This window comes from Halalkalicoccus sp. CG83 (assembly GCF_037081715.1).
Lineage (GTDB): Archaea > Halobacteriota > Halobacteria > Halobacteriales > Halalkalicoccaceae > Halalkalicoccus > Halalkalicoccus ordinarius.
The window spans coordinates 1,321,760-1,338,918 of the sequence record NZ_JAZDDH010000001.1 but is presented as its reverse complement, the minus strand read 5'-3'; the positions used below and the strand labels follow the sequence as shown (position 1 = coordinate 1,338,918).

The following is a 17,159-nucleotide window of genomic DNA, read 5'->3' as shown; positions in this document are numbered from 1 at the left end:
GCCGGCGATCAGTACGTCGGATTCTCCTCGCGCACGCCGTCGCGCTTGTTGACCGCGCGGGCGATGACGAACAGGGCGTCCGAGAGCCGGTTGAGGTAGGCGATCGCCGCCTCGTTCGCCGACTGGTCGTTCGCGAGCGCGACCGCCCGGCGCTCGGCGCGTCGCGTCACCGCCCGGGCGTGGTGGAGCTTCGCGCCCGTCTCGCCGCCCCCCGGTAGAACGAACTGCTGGAGCGGATCCAGTTCGTCGTCGTACGAGTCGATCCACGCCTCCAACCGTTCGACGTGCTCCTCGCGAACCCGCGGGTCATCCTCGTCGGGCTCGGGGTTGGCGAAGTCGGCCTGGACGACGTGGAGGTGATTCTGGATCCCCTCGAGCTGTTCGTCGACGTCGTCGTGGCCCGTGGGATGGACCGTCCCGATCAGGGCGTTGGCCTCGTCGACGGTGCCGTAAGCCTCGATCCGGACGTCGGTCTTCGTGACCCGATCCATCGTTCGCAGGTCCGTCATCCCCTCGTCACCGCGGCCGGTGTAGATCTTCACGTCCGGACGGACGAGACACCGCCACTTAGCTCCCCCGTCGGCGCGCAGCGAACCGGCAGCCAGTGCCGGTGCGCCAACCGCTAAACGTCGCTGTACGGTAGTCCCGACGATGAGACCTGGAGTCCGAGCCCTCGAGCGGAGGCCGTCGTCGGCGTGAGACACGAGCGAGCGGTCGTCCTCGCAGTCATCCTGAGCACGTTCTTCGTCGGCTTCGGCGGCGGCGTCGTCTTTCCCATCCTGCCGAACCTGGGGGCCGTACTCGGTATCTCGCCGTTTCTCGTCGGCGTCATCTTGAGCACAAATCGGTTCGTGCGTGTCGTCGCCAACGCTCCCGCCGGATCGCTGGTCGACCGAATCGGCACGCGAACGCCGTTCGTCGCCGGGCTCTTCGTCGAGGGCGTTGCCACCCTCGGTTACATCCTCGCGATGCAATCCGCGCTACCCGAGGCGTGGTTCCTGCTCGCGCGAGTCCTCTGGGGCGTCGGAAGCGCACTCGTGTTCGCGACAGCCTACACCATCGCCGCCGACGTGAGCACCGGCGATTCGCGGGGGGCGAACATGGGCGTGGTCCGCGGCGGGATGACGCTCGGCTTCCCCGCGGGGCTCGTCCTCGGCGGGGTCGTCAGCGAGCTGTTCTCGATCCCCGCGGCGTTCGCGCTCGCGGCGGCGTTCGCGCTGTTCGCGAGCGTACTCGCGTACGCGACGATCCCCGAGACCCACGTGAGCGACTCGAACGCGTCGGTCAAACCCTGGGAGATCGAGACCAGCGTCCCCGCGCTGACCGTCGGGGCGGTCAACTTCGGGCTCTACTTCGCCTACCTGGGCGCGCTCTTCTCGACGCTCGTGCTCTTTCTCGCGACCAACGAACTGGCCGTACTCGGCTACGGACCCCAGGCGTCCTCGGGCGTACTGATGGCGATCACCGTGATCGCCGCCGCGGGATTCATGTTCGGCGGGGGCGTGCTCAGCGATCGACTCGGCATGCGGGTGCCCATCCTGATCGCGTTTCTCACCGTCTCGTTCGCCGGCTTCGTTCTGTTGGCGACGGCCGACTCGGTCGTCGTTCTCGTCGCCGCGTGCGTCCTCATCGGCACCGGACAGGGTGGCACCAGCGGCCCGCTGATCGCACTGCTCGCGGACCTCACCCCCGACGAGCGGATGGGCCGGGCGATGGGGACGAACAACGTCCTCGGCGACGTCGGCGGCGGACTGGGCCCGATGATCTCGCTCCCGCTGGTCGAGACGCTCGGCTTCGCGTCCATCTACGCTGCCTGCGCTATCGTCCCGCTTCTGGCGGGATTCGTCCTCCTCTACGGCGTCTACGTCCAGACCGGCAGCGTCAGCCCCCGAACCTCGATCGGCGGGTAGCCGAGTCGAGCGAGGGGGCCCGAATCCGACCGGAGCTCGTTCCTTCCCAGCGTGCCACAAAGTATCAGGATACGTTTATTAGTTCGGTTAACCATGATCGTTCATGGACGAGAGGGAAGCGGTCGTCGAGATATCGAAACGGGAGGAAACCGGAGGATATCGGGCGACGGTCAGGGATCTCCGAACGAACGATCACGTCGACGTGACCGCCATCGGCAACGACGACGACCACGAGACCCGGACCCCCTACAAACACGTCTGTAAACTGCGACTGCCGGCGGACGAGACGCCGTCCGTCGGATACGAGCCGGAGGGCCAACGGATCGTCGTGCGGGCGGGCGATCGAACGTACTACCGCCACGAACTCCCCGCCGAACCGCGATAGTCCCGGTCCGGCACGGACTCGATCGAGCACCGATCGAGAGGGAGTGACGCTATCGGCGGTTCGACGTCGAACGAGTACCGTGGCGGTCGATTCAGTCGTCGCTTCGACCCTGCAAGGCGGACGACGTCGCGTTCGTCGCGTCGGAACCGGACCGTTGAAACGCGTCCGAGGACTCGATCGAGTGACCGGTCGCGGTGTAGTGCCCGATGGCCGCTCGGTCCGCGCTCTCCCGGCTCTCGCCGTCAGTTCTCTTCGTCGTCCAGTTACAGTCCCGACAGACGAGACGCTTCGTCGGTTCGGCGGATGGACCAGTGGGCTGCATACACCCCGTATATCCAGTAGGAGTCCAAAGGGGTTCCGTCTCGATGTATAGCCGGTCGAGCGGCCCACGCTACGTATTGAAGGTCGAGCGACCGCCGGGTTCGCTCGCCGCGCACGAACGTTCGAGGCCTCGTCGCTGCGAGCTAGGTTCGAGGATGGCTCGTCGGTCGCCCCCACATCGACTTGGGTCGGCGTCCCGGTACGGCGACGGTCGAGTCGCCGGCAGAGGGAAGTACGAACCCCCGACGGGAGCGGCGTGTCTCGTAGGGGGAACCGACCGGAAAGGGACGTGTGACGAGGCGAGTGGGATCGCGAGACGATCGTCGTCAGTCGTCCTCCGCACGATCGCTTCCGAGTTCGCGGAGGTCTATCTGATTCGTCTCGTGGACTGTCACTCCGTACCCAGCGTACTCAAACGTCGCGCGGCACGAACCGGGTCCCAGAACCAGTCGATCCAACGCCTCCGGATCGACGTACTGGTACAGCGGCGGGAGATCGAACGGATCCATGCCGGTTCGACTCGCGACCTCCAGTACGATCGCTTCACTGGGAGTCGAGGGATTTTTTAAGAGATTACCTACCTCTATTTTGATCATTGTTGGCCTATATATCGTCCGATGTAAATAACTCTACCTTGGTCTACCATACTTACTGGAAAAAGCAGGTAGGGATGAATCGAGAGGTCCCGCTTGCGCTCGATCTCCGCGAACTCGGTAACTCCCGATATGGGTCCCAGCGACAACGCTGGACCCCGGATTAGACGACAGACGTGGGGTAGGCCCATCCCGGGCCGCTCCGACGACCGGTTACCTTCCCATCCCCACACCGCCTTCAAGTGAGACGCGAGTCCACGCGTCCGAACTCGATATCGTCGCATGTGATTTACGAGGATCGATCGGATCACTACCGTTAAACAGGCGCGTCGACGAGAGGAAGCCATGGCCCAAGAGCTCGACCACGACTGCCCGGACTGTGGAACCGAACGAACGTTCTACCGGGCAGCGAGCACGAACATCCACCTCGGTGAGAAGGTCAAGTGGCGCTGTCCGGAGTGTAGCTACGGGTTCGTGCAGATCGACGGGATCGACTCCAGCCAAGCTTGATCACTCCCGTCCCTGAACGGGAGGAACCAACGGCTCCCTGGGATGGAACGGCCGTCACCCGACCGCTTCGGATCACGCCGGGTACGTCCGGTCCCGAAAACGCGTAACTGGTTCGTAGAGGCCGTGGCCGTGTGAGCCGCGTTCGTGGCGTGGTTTAGCCGTCCGAAGGTTCCGAATTCCCTACACCGGAAGGCATCTCCAGGTGAAGAACGGATCCGTGCCGTACGGAAACTCACTGCACACCGGACGGGCAAGCCGTCTCAGAAGCGTTCGGCTACCGTCGCGAGTATCAGCGACTTACACGGGCACGGGGAGGAACCAGCGCCGTAGAAGCGTCTTCGACCCGAAGCTGCGTCCGGCTGATCGTACTAAGGCTGACGAGCAGCAGTGTCCTGGTCGGGACGATAAACCTCCCTCAACGATACCAAATCGAATCGAAGCGTGGTACGGCGGCTCCACAGCTGCTCTCTGACGGGCCACACCCGTCGGGAAGAATAAATCCCGCCGACCGTGAAGGACAGTACATGCAATACGGCCATCCAGAGGGATCGGAATGAGCCTACAGCTCCCGAGCGAGATCGTCGTCGACCGGTTCCTCCCGACGGCTCGATCGATGTTGGCACGCGAGCTCCACGAACGGGAGTTCGCCCAACGGGAGATCGCGACCCGACTCGGCGTTTCCCAGGCAGCGGTGAGCAAGTACCTCGCCGAGAAACGAACGGGCGAGGATCGGTTTACGGAGCATCCCCGGATGCAGGAGACGATCGCGACGATCGCGGACGGCTTCGCCACCAACACGATGGACGAGTACGAGGCGCTCGCCGAGCTCCTGGATCTGATCCGAACGTTCGAGGACCGTGGACCGATCTGTGCGGTTCACGAGGAGGAGATGCCGGCGCTCGAGGGGTTGGGTTGTGACCTGTGCGTTCGGGGGAGAAACCCGTCGGTCGAGGCGGAGCGCGACGTTCTCACGAACGTCAGACAGGCGGTACGCCGGTTCGAGAACGCACCATCCGTCGAACACGTTCCGAACGTCGGAACCAACATCGGGATGGCGCTGCCGAACGCAAAGAACCCGACGGACGTCGCCGCGATTCCCGGCCGGATCCATGCCATGCGTGGACAGATCTACGTGCCCTCCGATCCGGAGTTCGGCGCCTCGGAGCACGTAGCGGAGACGTTGCTGGCGGCACGGACGGCCGAGCCCGCGATACGAGGGGCGATCAACCTCGTGACTTCCGAAGCGCTGATCGAGAGCGCCCGAGAGTGGGGGATCGACACCGCCGCGTTCGACGCCGACTACGGGGACCGCGACCGCCGTCTCCGGATGCTGTTCGAGGAGGGCGAGGGCGTCCCGCGGGTCGTCTACCACGAGGGGGCGTTCGGGATCGAACCGATCACGTACGTTCTCGATCGAAGCGCCGGCGAGGCAGTCGAGACCGCGATCCGGATCATTACCGGGGAAGCTGATTGACATCCATCGACAGCGCGTCTCCCTCCGAAAAGCGTGGTATCGCGTCCGCTCCACAAAGAGGCGGAAGCGTCAGTCGTCCGCCGAGGACTCCGGCGTGAAGGTGATCCCGTTTATCTCGATCTCGTCAGGGAGATCGTCCATATCGTGGGTTCCGACCGGCGGGAGGTTCACGCTCGCCGCGTCGGACGCCTCGAGATCCGTCTCGTGGTCGATCGCCTCCATCTCGCCGTCGGCGTCACGTGCGTCCTGATCGATCCGCATCGAGCAGAACTCGACGCCACACATCGAGCAGAACCGGGCCTCCTTGTAGTTGTCTCCCGGCAGCGTCTGATCGTGAAACTCGCGGGCGCGTTCAGGGTCGAGCGCGAGATCGAACTGCCGGCGCCAGTCGAACTCGTAGCGCGCCTCCGAGAGCGCGTCGTCCCAATCGCGGGCGCCGGGAAGGCCGTTGGCGACATCGGCCGCATGAGCCGCGATTCGGTAGGCCGCGAGGCCGTCCCGGACGTCCTCCCGGTCGGGGAGGCCGAGATGTTCCTTCGGCGTGACGTAACAGAGCATGGCCGCGCCGGCCCGCCCGGCTTCGGCGGCACCGATCGCGCTGGTGATGTGATCATAGCCGGGGGCGACGTCGGTGACGAGCGGTCCGAGGACGTAGAAGGGAGCGCCGTCACAGACCTGTTGCTGTCGTTCGACGTTGGCGGCCACCTCGTCCATGGGGACGTGGCCGGGTCCCTCGACCATTACCTGGACGCCCCGGTCCCATGCGGCTCGGGTGAGCTCGCCGAGCGTCTCGAGTTCGGCGAACTGTGCTTCATCACCCGCGTCGGCCAGACAGCCCGGACGAAGGCCGTCGCCCAGCGAGAACGTCACGTCGTACTCGGCGAAGATCTCACAGATCTCCTCGAACCCGGTGTATAGTGGGTTCTGCATGCCGTTCTCCTCGATCCACTGTGCGAGGATCGAGCCGCCTCGAGAGACGATTCCGGTTTTCCGACCATCCGTCAGCGGCAGGTGTTCCATCAGAACTCCTGCATGAATGGTCATGTAATCGACGCCCTGTCGGGCCTGCTTTTCGATGATTTCGAGCAGGAGTTCACGGGTGATCTCCTCGGGGTTCTCGACCCGTGTGACCGCCTCGTAGATCGGTACGGTCCCGATCGGGACCGGGGAGTGGGTGACGTTCGCCTCCCGGATCGTATCGAGCTTCCGTCCCGTCGAGAGATCCATGACCGTATCGGCGCCGTAGTGGACGGCCGCGTGGAGCTTCTCGAGTTCCTCCTGGACGTCACTGGCAGCGTCGCTGTTGCCGATGTTGGCGTTCACCTTCGTCGCGAACTCCCGGCCGATCACCATCGGATCGAGCGCGTCGTGGTGGTGGTTGTTCGGGACGACCGCTTGGCCCTCGGCGATCTGTCGGCGGACGAACGCCGGCACTCGGTTTTCGCGGTCGGCGATCCGCTCCATCGCAGGCGTCACTTCGCCCGCTCGCGCCCGCTGCAGCTGGGTTCGTGCCATCGATAACACGGTTATATCACTGGGTTATAAAACCGGCGGAGACGGCGGATCGAGGGCAAGCTCGGCCGAACCTGGATCGTGGTCAGAAACCGGTGACGCGAGACGAGCGGTCGACAGGAGTGATCGATCGGGTCAGTCCGTGGGAAAGGAGGATGGGCGATCTACGATCGGGACAGCGCCGCCATGAAGTCGTCGACGGGGATCACGGAGTAGTCGACGGTGAGGATGTCGCTGGTCGCACGGACCTTGCCCACGAACGAGGAGATCTCCTCGAGCGATCCCTCGAGGATGAACAGCTCCATGCAGTAGGTGTCGCCGACGTGGCTGTGGAAGTTCGAGGTGACGAGCGACTCGTGTTCGTGGCGAAGCCGCATCATCCGTTCCTCGACGCTCGTGGTCTCGTAGTTGAACAGTACCGTGATCACGCCCATCAGGTCGTGACCCTCGAGTTCGCGGTCCTGGAACTCCCCGAGCAGGTTGCGCGAGGCCTCCCGGATCACCTCGCTGCGGCCGGTGTAGCCGTGGTCCTCCGAGAACTCATCGATCCGCTCGAGCAGTTCCTCCGGCATCGAGACGCTGACGACTGTCATGTAATAATCGATGGGCGAAGACCTGGTAAGGGTTACTAAGATCCGTGGAAGAGCGCCGTCCGAGTTATCAACCGTCGAGCGCGTGCCACGAGAGCCGCAGGTCCCTCGCCGCCTCGGTCTGATCGATCCGACGGGCGCTCGTCCGCTCGGGGGCCGAGGACAGCGCCTCGCTCTCCTCGTCGGCGACCGCGTTGAACGCCGCGGCGAGCTGGTCGAGCGACCGACGGTTCTCGACCTCGGTCGGCTCGGTCATCAGCGCCTCACTCACGAGCTCCGGCCACTTCGTCGTCGGCGGGTGGACGCCGTGATCGAGCATCCGTTTCGCGACGTCCGCGGCGTCCTGATCGTCCGCGCTAGCGACGAACTCGTGGTGGAACGGTCCATAGGGCACCTCGTAGTCGATCTGGCTCGCGAGGTAGTTCGCGTTGAGGACGGCCTTCGCGCTCGCGTCGGCGAGCCCCTCGTCGCCCAGCCGGGCGATGTAGGCGTAGGCCTTGATCAACACGAGCCAGTTGCCGTAGAAGCCGTGGACCTTCCCCACCGACCGCTCGGGCTCGAACAGCTCGTATCCGGATTCCGCCTCGCGTACGCGCGGGCTCGGCAGGAACTCGACGAGTCGCTCGGCCACGCCGACGGGGCCGGCGCCGGGGCCGCCGCCGCCGTGGGGCGTCGCGAACGTCTTGTGGACGTTGTAGTGCATGAGGTCGAAGCCCATGTCGCCGGGGCGCGCTCTCCCCAGAAGGGCGTTGAGGTTCGCGCCGTCGTAGTAGAGCAGTCCGCCGACGTCGTGGACCATCCCCGCGATCTCCTCGATGTCGCGCTCGAATAATCCCAGAGTATTGGGGTTGGTGAGCATCAGCGCGGCGGTCTCCTCGGAGAGGGCGGCCTCGAGCGCGTCGAGGTCGACCCGGCCGTCGTCGGCCGAGGGCAGTTCGACTACGTCGTAGCCGCCCATCGCGGCGCTCGCGAAGTTCGTCCCGTGGGCGGCATCGGGGATCACGACCTCGCTTCGGTCGTCGCCGTTCGCCTCGTGGTACGCCTTCGCGACGAGGATGCCAACGAACTCGCCTGCCGCGCCGGCGGGCGGCTGGAGCGTCACGGCGTCCATCCCGCCGATCCGCGCGAGCTGTTCCTCGAGCCGGTGGTAGAGCTCGAGGGTGCCCTGGACGCTTCCCGCCGAGCGGTCGGGGTGGACCGTCGCGGCGGGGTGGGCGGCGACGTCCTCGGTGAACTTGGGGTTGTACTTCATCGTACAGCTACCGAGCGGATAGGGTCCCGACTCGACGCCGTAGTTCATCTGCGAGAGCCGCGTGTAGTGGCGCGCGAGTTCGGGTTCGCTGAGTTCTGGTAGCGAGAGCGAGTCGCGCTTCAGGTCGTCGGGCAACGGAACGTCGTCCGTTCCGACGGTCGTTTCGTCCTTCTCCGAGAGCAGCGGCTCGTAGCCCTCGCTCTCGTCGTCGGTCCAGCGCGCCTGGTCGTAGTGGAACGTCATCGCGCTGCCTCCCTGAACGCGGTGACGAGCGCATCGACCCGATCGGCGTTGGTCTCGGTCACGCAGAGCTGGACGAGATGGTCGTCGACCGCGTGGACCGCAAAGCCCTTCGACTCGAGGTCCCCGACGACGGCGGGTGCGGGCTGGTCGGTACGGGCGACGAACTCCCGGAAGTGGTGACGGTCGTGGACCGGCGCCCGCACGCCGTCGATCGCGTCGAGACGGTCGGCGAGGTCGGCGGGCCACTCGAGGCAGTCGCGCGCGAGGTCCACGAGTCCGGACGGGCCGAGCGTGGCGGCGTGGATCGCCGTCCGCAGCGCGACCCACGCCTGGTTCGTACAGATGTTCGAGGTCGCGCGTTCGCGACGGATGTGCTGTTCGCGCGTCTGGAGCGTCAGCGTGTAGGCGCGTTTCCCGTGAGCGTCGGTGCTCGCGCCGACCAGCCGGCCGGGGACCTGACGGACGAACTCCTCGCGGGTGGCGAAGAGGCCGAGCCCCATCCCGTAGCTCGCTCCCAGCCCCAGCGTGGCCGCATCGCCGATCACGACGTCGGCACCGATCTCCCCGGGAGCCTCGAGCACCGACAACGCCACCGGATCGGAGCCGAGGACGAACAGCGCGTCGTTCTCGTCCGCGGACTCGCCGATCTCGCCGAGTCGCTCCTCGATCGTCCCTCGAACCGTGGGGCTCTCGGCGTAGACCATCACGCAGTCCTCGTCGATCGTCTCGTCGAGCGCGTCGAGGTCGGCGTTCGCGTCGTCGGAGGGGTAGCTCTCGACGGTGAGGCCGGCGCCCGCGACGTAGTTCTCGAGGACGGAACGCCGTTCCTCGCGCAGCAGGTCGGGGACGAGCACGCGGTGGCCGTCGGTCTCGCGCACCCGGGCGGCGAGCGTCGCTGCCTCGCCGAGCGCGGTCGCGGCGTCGTACATCGAGCAGTTCGCGATCTCCAACCCCGTGAGCTCGACGAGCATCGACTGGTACTCGAAGAGCACCTGGAGGAAGCCCTGGGTGATCTCGGGCTGGTACTGCGTGTAGCTGGTGAGGAACTCGGAGCGATCGGCGAGGTGGTCGACCAGCGACGGCACGTAGTGATCGTAGTGACCGCGCCCGAGGAACTCGACCAGGTCGTCGTTCCGGCCGAGCAGGTGGCGAAGCTCCGTTCGAATCTCGCGTTCGCCTCGGGGATCGATGTCGAACTCGCCGTCGAATCGCACCGGATCGGGAATATCGAACAGCGCCTCGACGGTCTCGGCACCGATCGCCTCAAGCATCGCGGCCGTCTCGTCGGTCGTGTGCGGCGCGAACGGGCTACCGCGGTCTTCGTTTCGTGAACTCATGGAGTCGGAAGGAGGGGGATGTTGATCCGCCGATGCATGGCCGAAGGTTGCGACCGGGGGTATATGAGCGCCGTGGTCGTCACCCGATCTGCTCGCGGTACGCCTCGGCGTCGAGCAGGTCGTCGAGGTCGTCCTCGTCGAACTCGAGTTCGAGCATCCAGCCCTCGCCGAACGGGTCGTCGTTGACCAGTTCGGGCCGGTCGAACAGCGTCTCGTTCACGCCGGTGACGGTGCCACCGACCGGTGAGTAGAGGTCGGAGACCGCCTTGATCGACTCGATGACGCCGAGCTCCCCCTCCCGTTCGAGCTCGTCGCCCTCGGCGGGGAGCTCGACGAACACCACGTCGCCGAGCTCGTCCTGGGCGAAGTCGGTGATCCCCACCCGCCCGCTCTCGGGGTCGATCCACTCGTGCGATTCCAGGTAGTACAGACCGTCGGGTACGTCGAAGCTCACGTTAGTCCTCCAGGAATCCGGGGGTCTCAATTCTTGCCCTTTTCGCGTCGCCGCGGATCCGCACCGCGACCTCCGTGCCCGCCTCCGCGTACTCGGCGGGGACGTAACCCAGCCCGATCGGCTCGCCGAGCGTCGGGCTCATCGTCCCGCTGGTGACCTCGCCGATCGGCTGGTCGTCGACGTGCCCGCCGGCACGATCGGAGGCGGCGGTAGCCGCCGGAGCGAGAATCTCGTAGCCGTGACGGGGGACGCCCCGTTCGAGGAGACGAAGGCCCACGAACAGCTCCTCGGGACCCTCGTCGTTCACCCGCGCGAGCGCGTCGCGCCCGACGAACTCGGTGTCGAGGTCGACCGCGAAGCCGACGCGCGCCTCGTAGGGGTTGCGGGGGTTCTCTTCGGGGTGGAAGTCCTGTCCCGAGAGCAGGAACCCGGCCTCGATGCGGAGCGTATCGCGCGCACCGAGCCCGCAGGGCTGGCAGTCGAACTCCCTCCAGACCGCCACGGCGTCGTCCGACGGCGCGAGCACCTCGAAGCCGTCCTCGCCGGTGTAGCCCGTCCGCGCGAGCAGACAGTCCGCGCCGGCGACCGCCATTCGGGAGAGCGCGAACCGACCGACCTCGCGCGCCTCCTCGCCGGCCGCCTCCGCCACGAGGTCCTCCGCATCGGGTCCCTGGACGGCGAACATCGCCCATCCCTCCGTCCGGTTCTCGACGTCACAGTCGAGGTCCCACTCCCCGCGGTGGTCCTCCCACCGGTCGTACATCTCCTGGTCGTGGCCCGCGTTCGGGATGAAGAGGAACTCCTCGTCGTCGAGCCGGTAGATCACGGTGTCGTCGAGGATCGTCCCCTCCTCGTCGGTGATCATCGAGTACTGTGCGCGGCCGACCGAAAGCGACTCGACGTCGTTGGTGGTGAGCCCCTGGAGCAGCGCCGCGGCGTCCGGGCCGGAGACCTCGATCTCGCCCATGTGCGAGACGTCGAAGATCCCTACCTCCTCGCGGACGGCCTCGTGCTCCTCGCGGATGGAGTCGAACTCGACGGGCATCTCCCACCCGCCGAACTCGGTTGTCTTCGCGCCGCGGTCCTCGTGAACGTCGGAGAGCGGCGGTGTCCGAAGCGACATACTCGCACGTCGATCGCGGGGGTCTAAGGGTTTCCCCTCGCCCGTTTCACCCCGGCCGACGTCCGTCGGAGTCCGATACGGCTTTTACCCGGCCCCTCGGTGGCGTAGACATGATCGAGCGTGTACGGGCCGCTCTGCGCCGGCTCGACCCGCGATCCGGTCGGAGCCGGGTCGAGCGGGTCGGGCTGCTCGTGGACGGGCCGAACGTGCTTCGCGAGGAGTTCGACGTCGACCTCGACGACGTACGGGCGGCGGGCCTCGAGGAGGGGACGCTCGTAACGACGCGGCTCTACCTCGACGAGCACGCCACGCCCGGGCTGATCCAGGCCGCCGAGGCGCGCGGGTTCGAGGTCGTCGTCACCAGCGGCGACGTCGACGTGAAGCTCGCGATCGACGCCACGGAACTCGTCTACACCGACGCGATCGACGTGCTCGCGGTCGTCTCGCGCGACACCGACTTCAAGCCCGTCCTCGAGAAGGCCGCCAGACGGGGGGTCCGGACGCTCGCGGTCGCGCCCGGCAGCTACGGCCGATCGGACGCGCTCCGGAACGCCGCCCAGGACGCGATCACCCTCGGCGAGTGAACCGGCGAGGGAACGCGGAGGCTTTGGGTCGCGGGCGAGAAGCGGGGGTATGGAGCCGATCCTCGACAACCACATGCATCTCGACCCCGATCACGGCCGGGGCGTCGAGGCCGTAGAGGAGTTCGCCCGTCTCGGCGGTACCCACCTGCTCGTGGTGAACAAACCCTCCTGGCACCTCGGCCCGCTCCCCGAATCGGGGACCGACTTCGAGCACGTCTTCGAGACCACGCTCGGGGCGGTCGCGGCGGCGAACGACGTCCTCGACGGCAGGGCGTGGCCCGTCCTCGGCGTCCATCCGGGACTCGTTTCGCCGCTCGTCGCGGACGGCCGGGCGCCCGAGGAGGCGGGCGGGATCATGCGTGCAGGGCTGGATCTCGCTGGCGAGTACGTCGCCGACGGGCGCGCGCTCGCGTTGAAGTCGGGTCGACCTCATTACGAGGTGAGCGACGAGGTATGGGACGCCTCGAACGCGGTGCTCGATCACGCCCTGGCGCTTGGCGCCGAGCACGACTGCGTCGTCCAGCTCCACACGGAGGCGAGCGAGGACCTGAGCGGGATCGCCGAGCGGGCGGAGGACCGCGGTCTGCCCGCCCACCGCGTGGTGAAACACTACGCCGGCGGCAGGCTCCGTGGACCGACCCCGAGCGTGATCGGCCGGAAGGAGGAACTCGAACGGGCGGCCGAGTCGGGCGAGCCGTTCCTGATGGAGACGGACTTCATCGACGACCCCGATCGGCCGGGGGCGGTGCTCGGCCCGAAGACGGTACCCCGACGGGTCCGGTGGCTCCGCGAGGAGGGCCACGAGGCGGCGATCCGGACGGCACACGTCGAGACGCCCGAGCGCGTCTACGGGATCGATACGATCGAAACCCTTGACGGCTAGAGAAAGGGCTTTGGCGGCGGGTACACACCGTCCGGTATGAGCACCCCGCCCGAAGCGTACTACTCCGAGGAACGCTGGCAGAACTGGATCGACCGGCTGAAGGACGAGGAGATCGACCCCGAGGACGAGGACTCGGCGCGACTGCTGTTGAACCTGCAGGACGACACCGCGATCGCGATCGCGAAGATCGTCAACGCCGCCGAGGACGGCCACCTCGAACAGGAGGAGGCACTCAAGGAGATCGCGGACGTCCGCGACATCGTCCTGGCGGACGTCGAGGTCGAGGACGAGGAGACCGCCTTCCTCATCGACGGCGTCCAGACCAGCCTGGTCTGCGTCTTCGCCGCCGCCGAGGAGTACCTCGTGCGCGGCGCGCCCGACGAGGCCGACCTGCCCGAGTACGTCCGCGCCGCGGCCGACGCCGAGGCCGAGGAGGACTTCGACGCCGCCCTCTCCTACTGCGCGCAGGCGGGCGCCCGGATCATCGACGGCGACGACCTCGACGTGAGCGTCGCCGAGGAGATCGAGTACGGCCTCGTCGCGGAGTGGGTCAACGGCCTCGACAGCCTCCAGAGCGCGGTGCGCGATCCGGAGGTCGTCGAGGAGGACGAGTAGCGAAACGACCGGGCTCGCGACGCTTCGCGTGGCGATCCGACGCCTGTTTTCGACGTCCGACGGACTGCCGTGGGTTCGCGCGGACGGATTCGAGCGAACCGTGCCGAAAGCGATCGCCGCCGCCGTCCCGGGTTCGACGATCGTCGTATCGCCGGTCGACACACCCATATAGCGCCCCGTACAGGTGTAGAGCATGACCGAGGTCGGCATCGACGCCATTGAGATCAGGACCGGAAAGCTCCGGCTCGACCTGCCGGGAACGTTCGCGCCGGCACAGGGCGAGGATCCCGGGAAGTACACGAAGGGGCTCGGACTCAACGCGAGCTCCTTCCCCGACAGCTACGAGGACATCGTCACGATGGGCGCGAACGCCGCCCATCGGCTGATGGAGCGCGAGGGGCTCGAACCCGAGGACGTCGGTCGGATCGACGTCGCCACCGAGAGCTCCTTCGACAACTCGAAGCCCGTCTCCACGTACATCGCGGGCTGTCTCGAACAGGTCTACGAGGGGAAGTTCAGCCACGCGAACAAGGGCGAGCGGAAGTTCGCCTGCGTCGCGGGCACCCAGTCGATCGACGACGCCTACAACTGGATCAGGGCCGGACGTAACCGAGGGCGGTCGGCGCTCGTGATCGCGACCGACACCGCGCTCTACGCCCGGGACGATCCCGGCGAGGCGACCCAGGGCGCGGGCGCCGTCGCGATGCTCATCTCCGAGGACCCCGACCTGGTCTCGCTCTCGACCGAGCAGGGCTACGGGAGCGCCGACGAGACCGACTTCCTGAAGCCCAACCAGCAGTTCCCCGCGGTCGACGGCAAGCGATCGGTACAGGTCTATCTCGCGCGCATGCGCGAGGCGCTCCAGGACTTCGAGAGCGTCGCGGACCGGACCCATTCCGACGATTTCGCGTACATCCCCTTCCACACGCCGTTCCCGGGGATGGTGCGGAAGGCCGCGCTGTTCGGCTATCGCCACATGATCCGCGATACGTCGATCGAGGACGACCTCGCGGAGGAGATCGGTCGCCAGCCCCGCGAGGAGGCGTTCGAGGACGAGGAGGAGTACGAGGACGCCCTGCGGGAGTACATGGACGGTCTGAAGGAGACCGATGCCTATCGGGAGTGGTACGACCGGATCGTCGAGCCCACGCTCACCATCTCCCGGGAGGTCGGCAACTGGTACACCGGCTCGGTCCACCTCGCGCGCGCGAGCGCGCTCAGAACCGCCGTCGAGGAGGGACGCGACCTGACCGGCGAGCGCCTGCTGGTCGGCTCGTACGGCAGCGGCGCGCAGGCCGAGATCCACGCCGAGACGGTTCAGGACGACTGGCGTGAGAAGATCGAGGGGATGGCGGCGAGCCTCGACGAGCAACTCGCGGGACGGTACGACCTCTCGTACGAGGAGTACGAGCGCGTCCACGACGTCCACAACCACGCGATCGAGCTCGACGGCGATATCGAGGAGCTCACCGTTCCCGACGAGGAGTTCGTCTTCGAGGGCTGGGGTCGGATGGGCGAGCGGAAGTACCGGTTCGTCGAATAGCCAACCCTACGGCGCGACCTGTTGGTTAACCATAAGAACTGCTTGAAGCAGCCGGCAGTACGTTGACTTGATCGTCAGTTAACACTGTGACAGGGTATCAAATGGGGCATTACGTACTGGATCCGGGGAGGGATTCGGCGGTCGAGACGGTAGCCCGGACCGCACGGAAGGGGTACCAGCGGGGCCGGACGCTCCGCAACCGCGCCGTCATGGTCGCGCGGCGAAAACGCCTCGACGGGACGATCGGTCGCGTCTCCGAGCACGAGTTCGACCGGGTGTTGGATCGGTACGCCGACGAGGACGTCGCGTTCGTCCACGTCGGGCTGAGCGACGTCAAACGGGCGTTCGGGCGTGATCCGTACGAGTTCCTTCTGGATCGGCTGGACCGCCGGTTCGAGTCGATCCTCGTGCCGGGCTTTACGCCGATGTTCCGGTCGGTGGACGGAGGCGTCTATCACAAGCAGTACTCCCAGCCGAAGTTCGGCACCTTCGCGCGGCTGTTCCTCGAGGACTGTGACTACCGCACCGACGACCCGACGAACTCGATCCTCGTCCGTGGCCCCTACCGGTTCGACGACTGCGACCAGTTCGACACCTGGTCCGAGGAGGGCTGTTTCGCCAGACTCGACCGCGAGAACGTCCTCTATCTGAACGTCGGCACCGACTGGCTCCGCTCCTCACAGATCCACTACATCGAGAACCGTCTCGACGTCCCCTACGTAGAGACCGCGGAGTACGAGGGCGTGATCTACCGCGACGAGGACGACCACGAGACCGTCCACCATCGCTCGCACGAGTACACCATGCCGGTCACGTGGAACCGGGAGAAGATCCGGAACGACCTCGAGGAGTGGGGCGTCCTCGACAGCTACGACCTCGACGGGCTGACGGTGTTCGCCTTCCGCGCCCGCGAACTGCGCGATGCGCTGGCTCGGGAGATCCTCGCGGACCCGTACTACCTGGTGACCTGATCACGCGATCACGGGAACTCACGCAGGCGTTCGAGGACGTCGTCGATGTCGGTCCCGCAGATCGCGAGCGAGAAGCCGTCGATCCGCGCGAGATCCGTCGCGTGCTCCCAGAGCTCCTCCTCGTCCAGTCCGTGGAGAACCACCGCGTTCGGCGTGGGATTGACCACGCGCATGGCTACCAACGGTGACTCCCCGCGCGTGACGCCGGTGAAGACGAGCGCGCGGTTCGTGCTCCGGCCGTAGAGCCGGTAGAACTCCTCGCTCGAGAGGCGGGTGATCGCCTCGATGCTGTCAATGACGGTGTGGCCGCTGATCCGATCGACCTCGCCGGGGACGAGTTCGGTCGCGTCGATGGCGTCGTAGAACCGATTCAGGGGGACCGTGGTGGGGTACTCGCGGAGGTCGTGGACGATGTCGCTCTCGAAGCCCGCCGAGAGCACGCGGGCGTACTGGCGGATCCGGTCGCCGCCGCGCTGCTCGTCGATGTCGAGCAGCGCGGTGACGATCCGCCGGACGACGGCGATTCCGGGACTCTCGCGGCGACCGCTCTCGTAGTCGCTGATCACCGACGAGGAGACCGAGAGCTCCTCCGCGAGTTCGGTCTGGGAGACGGTGAAGTCGGTGCGCCACTTGCGCAGCGTCGCGCCAGGATCCTCGCTGAGCGTGATCTCGCCGGCGATCTTCTCCGCGAGGTCGGCCCGCGGCGGTCGGTCGCTCAGAGTATCGACCCCGGCCAGCTCATACCCTCCATCGATCCGTTCGGGCCAAAAGCGTATCGAACGCCGGGTTCGACGGACGTCGATGACGGAGGCGGCCGTCCGTGTTCGCCCGAACGGGGGACGAAACCCTAACGACCGGG

General features: G+C 66.6%; 19 protein-coding genes. 9 read left to right on the top strand and 10 right to left on the bottom strand.

Annotated elements, in window-relative coordinates:
* Positions 1-8: 8 nt before the first annotated feature.
* A complete protein-coding gene (locus tag V0Z78_RS06905; protein WP_336343897.1) occupies positions 9-542 on the bottom strand; it encodes a cob(I)yrinic acid a,c-diamide adenosyltransferase in 534 nt (177 codons plus the stop codon).
* Between the two features lie 153 nt (positions 543-695).
* On the opposite strand from V0Z78_RS06905, the gene V0Z78_RS06900 reads away from it, so the two are divergent.
* Positions 696-1,910, top strand: coding sequence for an MFS transporter (locus V0Z78_RS06900; RefSeq protein WP_336343896.1), 1,215 nt, complete (start codon positions 696-698; stop codon positions 1,908-1,910).
* Between the two features lie 103 nt (positions 1,911-2,013).
* Positions 2,014-2,295, top strand: a complete 282-nt coding sequence (locus V0Z78_RS06895; protein WP_336343895.1) for a hypothetical protein — start codon at positions 2,014-2,016, stop codon at positions 2,293-2,295.
* Between the two features lie 91 nt (positions 2,296-2,386).
* On the opposite strand, the gene V0Z78_RS06890 is transcribed toward V0Z78_RS06895, so the two are convergent.
* Positions 2,387-2,617 carry a hypothetical protein gene (locus tag V0Z78_RS06890; RefSeq protein ID WP_336343894.1) on the bottom strand — a complete coding sequence of 77 codons (231 nt, stop codon included), beginning with the start codon at positions 2,615-2,617 and terminating at the stop codon, positions 2,387-2,389.
* 325 nt (positions 2,618-2,942) lie between these two features.
* Positions 2,943-3,212, bottom strand: a complete 270-nt coding sequence (locus V0Z78_RS06885; protein ID WP_336343893.1) for a HalOD1 output domain-containing protein — start codon at positions 3,210-3,212, stop codon at positions 2,943-2,945.
* A gap of 342 nt (positions 3,213-3,554) precedes the next feature.
* On the opposite strand from V0Z78_RS06885, the gene V0Z78_RS06880 reads away from it, so the two are divergent.
* Positions 3,555-3,719 carry a DUF7838 family putative zinc beta-ribbon protein gene (locus V0Z78_RS06880; protein ID WP_336343892.1) on the top strand — a complete coding sequence of 55 codons (165 nt, stop codon included), beginning with the start codon at positions 3,555-3,557 and terminating at the stop codon, positions 3,717-3,719.
* A gap of 553 nt (positions 3,720-4,272) precedes the next feature.
* Entirely contained in the window at positions 4,273-5,193 is a 921-nt protein-coding gene (locus V0Z78_RS06875; RefSeq protein WP_336343891.1) for a thiamine-phosphate synthase family protein, read from the top strand.
* Between the two features lie 69 nt (positions 5,194-5,262).
* On the opposite strand, the gene thiC is transcribed toward V0Z78_RS06875, so the two are convergent.
* From thiC to gcvT, 6 genes are all read right to left on the bottom strand, one after another.
* A complete protein-coding gene (gene thiC, locus V0Z78_RS06870; protein ID WP_336343890.1) occupies positions 5,263-6,708 on the bottom strand; it encodes a phosphomethylpyrimidine synthase ThiC in 1,446 nt (481 codons plus the stop codon).
* Between the two features lie 161 nt (positions 6,709-6,869).
* Positions 6,870-7,298 carry a nickel-responsive transcriptional regulator NikR gene (gene nikR / locus V0Z78_RS06865; protein ID WP_336343889.1) on the bottom strand — a complete coding sequence of 143 codons (429 nt, stop codon included), beginning with the start codon at positions 7,296-7,298 and terminating at the stop codon, positions 6,870-6,872.
* Between the two features lie 67 nt (positions 7,299-7,365).
* On the bottom strand, positions 7,366-8,790 hold the full coding sequence (gene gcvPB / locus V0Z78_RS06860) for an aminomethyl-transferring glycine dehydrogenase subunit GcvPB (RefSeq protein ID WP_336343888.1): 1,425 nt from the start codon (positions 8,788-8,790) through the stop codon (positions 7,366-7,368).
* Complete coding sequence (gcvPA, locus tag V0Z78_RS06855) at positions 8,787-10,127, bottom strand: aminomethyl-transferring glycine dehydrogenase subunit GcvPA (protein WP_336343887.1); 1,341 nt, start codon at positions 10,125-10,127, stop codon at positions 8,787-8,789. Before gcvPA ends, gcvPB begins: the two co-directional genes overlap by 4 nt.
* Positions 10,128-10,206: 79 nt before the next feature.
* Positions 10,207-10,581 carry a glycine cleavage system protein GcvH gene (gene gcvH / locus V0Z78_RS06850; protein ID WP_336343886.1) on the bottom strand — a complete coding sequence of 125 codons (375 nt, stop codon included), beginning with the start codon at positions 10,579-10,581 and terminating at the stop codon, positions 10,207-10,209.
* A gap of 1 nt (position 10,582) precedes the next feature.
* On the bottom strand, positions 10,583-11,704 hold the full coding sequence (gene gcvT, locus V0Z78_RS06845; RefSeq protein ID WP_336343885.1) for a glycine cleavage system aminomethyltransferase GcvT: 1,122 nt from the start codon (positions 11,702-11,704) through the stop codon (positions 10,583-10,585).
* Between the two features lie 110 nt (positions 11,705-11,814).
* On the opposite strand from gcvT, the gene V0Z78_RS06840 reads away from it, so the two are divergent.
* The 5 genes from V0Z78_RS06840 (at position 11,815) to V0Z78_RS06820 (ending at position 16,300) form a co-directional block, all read left to right on the top strand.
* Positions 11,815-12,288 carry an NYN domain-containing protein gene (locus V0Z78_RS06840; protein WP_336343884.1) on the top strand — a complete coding sequence of 158 codons (474 nt, stop codon included), beginning with the start codon at positions 11,815-11,817 and terminating at the stop codon, positions 12,286-12,288.
* Positions 12,289-12,337: 49 nt separating this feature from the next.
* A complete protein-coding gene (locus tag V0Z78_RS06835; protein WP_336343883.1) occupies positions 12,338-13,171 on the top strand; it encodes a TatD family hydrolase in 834 nt (277 codons plus the stop codon).
* Positions 13,172-13,207: 36 nt separating this feature from the next.
* A complete protein-coding gene (locus tag V0Z78_RS06830) occupies positions 13,208-13,786 on the top strand; it encodes a DUF2150 family protein (protein WP_336343882.1) in 579 nt (192 codons plus the stop codon).
* Positions 13,787-13,979: 193 nt separating this feature from the next.
* On the top strand, positions 13,980-15,329 hold the full coding sequence (hmgB, locus tag V0Z78_RS06825; RefSeq protein WP_336343881.1) for a hydroxymethylglutaryl-CoA synthase: 1,350 nt from the start codon (positions 13,980-13,982) through the stop codon (positions 15,327-15,329).
* A gap of 101 nt (positions 15,330-15,430) precedes the next feature.
* Complete coding sequence (locus tag V0Z78_RS06820) at positions 15,431-16,300, top strand: AAC(3) family N-acetyltransferase (RefSeq protein WP_336343880.1); 870 nt, start codon at positions 15,431-15,433, stop codon at positions 16,298-16,300.
* An 8-nt stretch (positions 16,301-16,308) separates the two neighbouring features.
* Here V0Z78_RS06820 and V0Z78_RS06815 read toward each other — a convergent pair whose 3' ends face one another.
* A complete protein-coding gene (locus tag V0Z78_RS06815; RefSeq protein WP_336345165.1) occupies positions 16,309-17,019 on the bottom strand; it encodes a helix-turn-helix domain-containing protein in 711 nt (236 codons plus the stop codon).
* Between the last annotated feature and the right edge of the window lie 140 nt (positions 17,020-17,159).

Excerpts from the sequence above, each read along its gene's own strand:
- V0Z78_RS06885 (WP_336343893.1), bottom strand. The coding sequence starts at position 3,212 with ATGATCAAAATAGAGGTAGGTAATCTCTTAAAAAATCCCTCGACTCCC.
- V0Z78_RS06880 (WP_336343892.1), top strand. The coding sequence starts at position 3,555 with ATGGCCCAAGAGCTCGACCACGACTGCCCGGACTGTGGAACCGAACGA.
- nikR (WP_336343889.1), bottom strand. The coding sequence starts at position 7,298 with ATGACAGTCGTCAGCGTCTCGATGCCGGAGGAACTGCTCGAGCGGATC.
- V0Z78_RS06875 (WP_336343891.1), top strand. The coding sequence starts at position 4,273 with ATGAGCCTACAGCTCCCGAGCGAGATCGTCGTCGACCGGTTCCTCCCG.
- V0Z78_RS06895 (WP_336343895.1), top strand. The coding sequence starts at position 2,014 with ATGGACGAGAGGGAAGCGGTCGTCGAGATATCGAAACGGGAGGAAACC.
- gcvPA (WP_336343887.1), bottom strand. The coding sequence starts at position 10,127 with ATGAGTTCACGAAACGAAGACCGCGGTAGCCCGTTCGCGCCGCACACG.
- thiC (WP_336343890.1), bottom strand. The coding sequence starts at position 6,708 with ATGGCACGAACCCAGCTGCAGCGGGCGCGAGCGGGCGAAGTGACGCCT.
- gcvT (WP_336343885.1), bottom strand. The coding sequence starts at position 11,704 with ATGTCGCTTCGGACACCGCCGCTCTCCGACGTTCACGAGGACCGCGGC.
- V0Z78_RS06835 (WP_336343883.1), top strand. The coding sequence starts at position 12,338 with ATGGAGCCGATCCTCGACAACCACATGCATCTCGACCCCGATCACGGC.
- V0Z78_RS06890 (WP_336343894.1), bottom strand. The coding sequence starts at position 2,617 with ATGCAGCCCACTGGTCCATCCGCCGAACCGACGAAGCGTCTCGTCTGT.
- V0Z78_RS06830 (WP_336343882.1), top strand. The coding sequence starts at position 13,208 with ATGAGCACCCCGCCCGAAGCGTACTACTCCGAGGAACGCTGGCAGAAC.
- V0Z78_RS06840 (WP_336343884.1), top strand. The coding sequence starts at position 11,815 with ATGATCGAGCGTGTACGGGCCGCTCTGCGCCGGCTCGACCCGCGATCC.
- V0Z78_RS06820 (WP_336343880.1), top strand. The coding sequence starts at position 15,431 with ATGGGGCATTACGTACTGGATCCGGGGAGGGATTCGGCGGTCGAGACG.
- hmgB (WP_336343881.1), top strand. The coding sequence starts at position 13,980 with ATGACCGAGGTCGGCATCGACGCCATTGAGATCAGGACCGGAAAGCTC.
- gcvPB (WP_336343888.1), bottom strand. The coding sequence starts at position 8,790 with ATGACGTTCCACTACGACCAGGCGCGCTGGACCGACGACGAGAGCGAG.